This is a genomic window from Intrasporangium sp., from assembly GCF_040414665.1.
Lineage (GTDB): Bacteria > Actinomycetota > Actinomycetes > Actinomycetales > Dermatophilaceae > Intrasporangium.
Genome location: NZ_JBEDUL010000094.1, coordinates 1 through 3,680 on the forward strand (window position 1 = coordinate 1; position 3,680 = coordinate 3,680).

At 69.2% G+C, this 3,680-nt stretch carries 3 protein-coding genes; 1 reads left to right on the forward strand and 2 read right to left on the reverse strand.

The window, feature by feature from the left end:
• Together ABF401_RS10495 and ABF401_RS10500 are read right to left on the reverse strand one after the other, a co-directional pair.
• On the reverse strand, positions 1 to 697 hold a 697-nt coding region (locus tag ABF401_RS10495; protein WP_353509505.1), incomplete at its 3' end, for an IMP dehydrogenase.
• A 67-nt stretch (positions 698 to 764) separates the two neighbouring features.
• Positions 765 to 1,433: a M23 family metallopeptidase gene (locus ABF401_RS10500; protein ID WP_353509506.1), complete on the reverse strand. Its 669-nt coding sequence runs from the start codon at positions 1,431 to 1,433 to the stop codon at positions 765 to 767.
• A 176-nt stretch (positions 1,434 to 1,609) separates the two neighbouring features.
• On the opposite strand from ABF401_RS10500, the gene ABF401_RS10505 reads away from it, so the two are divergent.
• The coding region (locus ABF401_RS10505) for an MMPL family transporter (protein WP_353509507.1) at positions 1,610 to 3,680 on the forward strand (2,071 nt) is incomplete at its 3' end.

Here is a 3,680-nt window from a genome sequence, read left to right on the forward strand (position 1 = left end):
GGGCCGCCTTCGCCGCGACGTCACCGTTGACGCCCACGGCCGCGGCGATCCGTAGCCGGCCAGCCGCGTCGACCGCAGGCGTATAGAGGCCCGACCGCACGGCACCCTCCTTGGTGAGGATCCCGACTAGGGTGCCGTCCGCCCCCACGACGGGCGCAACTCGGCGACGCTCCGCGGTGAGCCGCTCGAACGCGTGCCGCGCGTCGACGTCCTCCGGCAGGACGACCATCTCCCGGAACATGACGTCCTGCACCTGGGTGAAGCGGTCCACGCCAGTCAGGTCCTTCTCCGTCACGATCCCGACCGGGCGCCGCCCCTCGACGACGATCCCCGCGCCGTGCGCGCGCTTGCCGAGCAGGATGTGCGCCTCGCCGGCCGTCATGTGCGGGTCGAGCGTGATCGCGGTGTCATGGACGAGGTGACGCTCCTTGACCCAGCCGATGACCTCGCTGACGACCTCGACGGGGATGTCCTGAGGGACGACCGCGAGCCCGCCGCGACGCGCCACCGTCTCGGCCATCCGTCGCCCAGCGATCGCGGTCATGTTGGCCACGACGATCGGGATGGTGGTACCCGTGCCGTCCGCCGCTGCGAGGTCGACGTCGAGGCGGCTCGACACCGAGGAGCGGCTCGGCACCATGAAGACGTCGTCGTAGGTGAGGTCGTACTGCGGCTGGAGCCCGTTGAGGAAGTGCACCCAACGACCTTATGCCGTATGCCGCTGGGCTCGCTCGTCGTCGGATGCGCAGTCAGTGCCCGGCCGCTCAGACGTCGACGACCTCGCGCTCAGCAGGCAGCCAGACCCGACCGCTCGGCGCGCGGAAGACGATCGGCAGCCCTCGGGTCGTGGCCCAGTCGGTCGAGTCGGTCACCTGCACATGGACGTGCGGCTCGGTGCTGTTGCCGGAGTTGCCACAGGCGCCAATGACGTCCCCGACCCTGAGTAGGTCGCCCGGCCGCACGGAGACGCTCCCGTTCCGTAGGTGGGCGAGCAGGACAAATGGCCCACTCGGCGCGAGCGCGATGACGACATGGTTGCCGGCGATCGCGTTCGGACCGAGCCGCACCCGTCCAGCCTGGCTCAGCGCATAGGACAGGAGCGCCGGTTGCGAGCGCCGTGCCTCGTGGTCCGGCTCCCCGTCGTGGACCGCGACGACGGTGCCGGCCGCGGGCGCGAGGACCGGCCGACCGAAGCCGACGAAGATCTCCGGCGGCTCGACCGAGACCAGCGAACGCCAGGTGTGAGGTGCAGATCGACCCCTCTCGTCCACCGGCACGAAGTCGATGGCGTAAGTCGTCCCGAAGAGGTGGGTGCCGTGGCTCGGGACCCGGCGGTCGGGGCTGTTCTGCACGAGCCAGCGGCCGCGGAACGGGAAGTCGAGCTCGACGGGCACCGCCGTTTCAGGTCGGCTCGTAGCGCCCTGTCCGTCCATGTCGACGACGGTAGGCAGACGCCGTGGCGAGCGCGACTCGGGGACAGCCCTGATCCGCCCCTGAGGCGATCCCCCAATCCCCCGTAATTGCGATGACGGACCCACGCCCGGTCCCTACGGTCGAATGGTGGTTGCCGCACGAGGCGGCTTCTGGTTCAGGGGGAAAGGCACTCACCATGACAGAAACACGCATAGGGGACGTGGGGCGGCTCGCCTGGCTGCCGTCGTCGCGCGTGACGAAATGGCTCGTCGTCGGCTTCTGGCTCGTCATCCTCGCGGTGTCGTTCGGCCCGGCCGGCAAGCTCCAGGGGGCACTGAACAACGACGCCACGTCCTGGCTTCCGGAGAACGCCCAGTCGACCCAGGTCGCCAAGGAGCTCGAGGCGTTCCAGAGCAGGAACGAGGCGCCAGCCGTCCTCGTCTACGAGCGTCCTGACGGTGTCACAGCGGCCGACCTCCACGCGGTCGCAGGACACGTCACGGCGTTCGACGCCATGGAGCCCGTCAAGAAGGACGCCGTCGGGCCCATCCGGTCCGAAGACGGCAAGGCCATCCAGGTCATCGTCCCGATGGACATCGGTGAGGACGGCTGGGAGAACCTCCCGGCGATCACCGACCAGCTGCGCTCGATCGCAGCCGACCGTCCGGCCGGACTGACGATGCACGTGACCGGCCCGATCGGCTTCGGCGCCGACTCGTCCGAGGCCTTCGCCGGCATCGACGGCAAGCTGCTCTACGCCGCGATGGCCGTCGTCATCATCATCCTGCTCATCACCTACCGCAGCCCGATCCTCTGGCTCATCCCGCTCATCTCCGCGGGCACCGCACTCTTCATCTCGCAGGCGGTGATCTACTACCTCGCGGACAGTGACACCCTCACCGTCAACGCGCAGAGTTCGGCCATCCTGACCGTCATCGTCTTCGGCGCAGGCACCGACTACGCACTCCTGCTCGTCGCCCGATACCGCGAAGAGCTCCGGCGTCACCAGGACCGTCATGAGGCGATGGCCTTCGCCCTGCACCGGGCCGGGCCGGCCATCGTCGCATCGGGCTCGACCGTCATCGCGGGCATGCTGTGCCTCCTCGTCGCGACGATGAGCTCGACCAGCGGCCTGGGACCGGTCGCCGCCATCGGCATCGGCGTCGCCCTGCTCGTCATGCTGACCCTTCTCCCGGCCCTGCTCGTCGTCTTCGGACGATGGATCTTCTGGCCGGTCCGCCCGACCTTCGGATCGGCCGACCACACCCGCGACGGCTTCTGGGCTCGCACGGGCAACCGGATCTCGCACGCCCCGCGGCGCACCTGGGTCGTCACGTCGGTCGTTCTCGCCATCGCCACCCTCGGTGTGCTCCAGCTCAACGCGACGGGCTTGGCAAACAAGGACGCCTTCTACACGACGCCCGAGTCCGTGGTCGGTGAAGAGGTGCTGGCCAAGCACTTCCCAGCCGGGTCCGGGTCACCCGTCCTCGTCCTGGCGAACACCGACCAGGCGGCGGCCGTGCAGGACCGGCTCAAGACCGTCGAGGGCGTCAGCTCGGTGGCGGACCCGATCGCCCGCAACGGTCGGTCGCTCATCCAGACGACGCTGAGCGACGCGCCCGACTCCGACGCGGCCACGAAGTCCGTCGACCGGATCCGCGACGCGATCGCCGAGGTGCCCAACGCCGATGCGATCGCCGGTGGTGACACCGCTGCACGCGCCGACACGCTGCGGGCCTCGGACGAGGACAACAAGCGGACTATTCCGCTCATCCTCGGCGTGGTGCTGCTCATCCTCGTGCTGCTGCTGCGCGCGTTCACGGCGCCGCTGCTCCTCATCGGAACGGTCGTGCTCTCCTTCGGCGCGGCAATGGGCTTGAGCGCACTGATCTTCCGGCACGTGTTCGGCTTCGCCGGTGCGGATCCATCGCTACCGCTGTTCGTCTTCGTCTTCCTCGTCGCACTCGGGATCGACTACAACATCTTCCTGATGACCCGGGTCCACGAGGAGTCGAAGGAGGTCGGCACCTGGCGCGGCGCCCTCACCGGGCTGGCCGCAACCGGTGGCGTCATCACCTCGGCCGGGCTTGTCCTCGCAGGCACGTTCGCGGTCCTCGCGACCATGCCGGTAGTCGCGTTCGCCGAGGTCGGCTTCGCCGTCGCGCTCGGAGTTCTCCTCGACACCCTGATCGTCAGGTCGGTGCTGGTGACGGCACTGAACCTCGACCTCAAGGGACGCATGTGGTGGCCGAGCCGCCTCGCCCGCA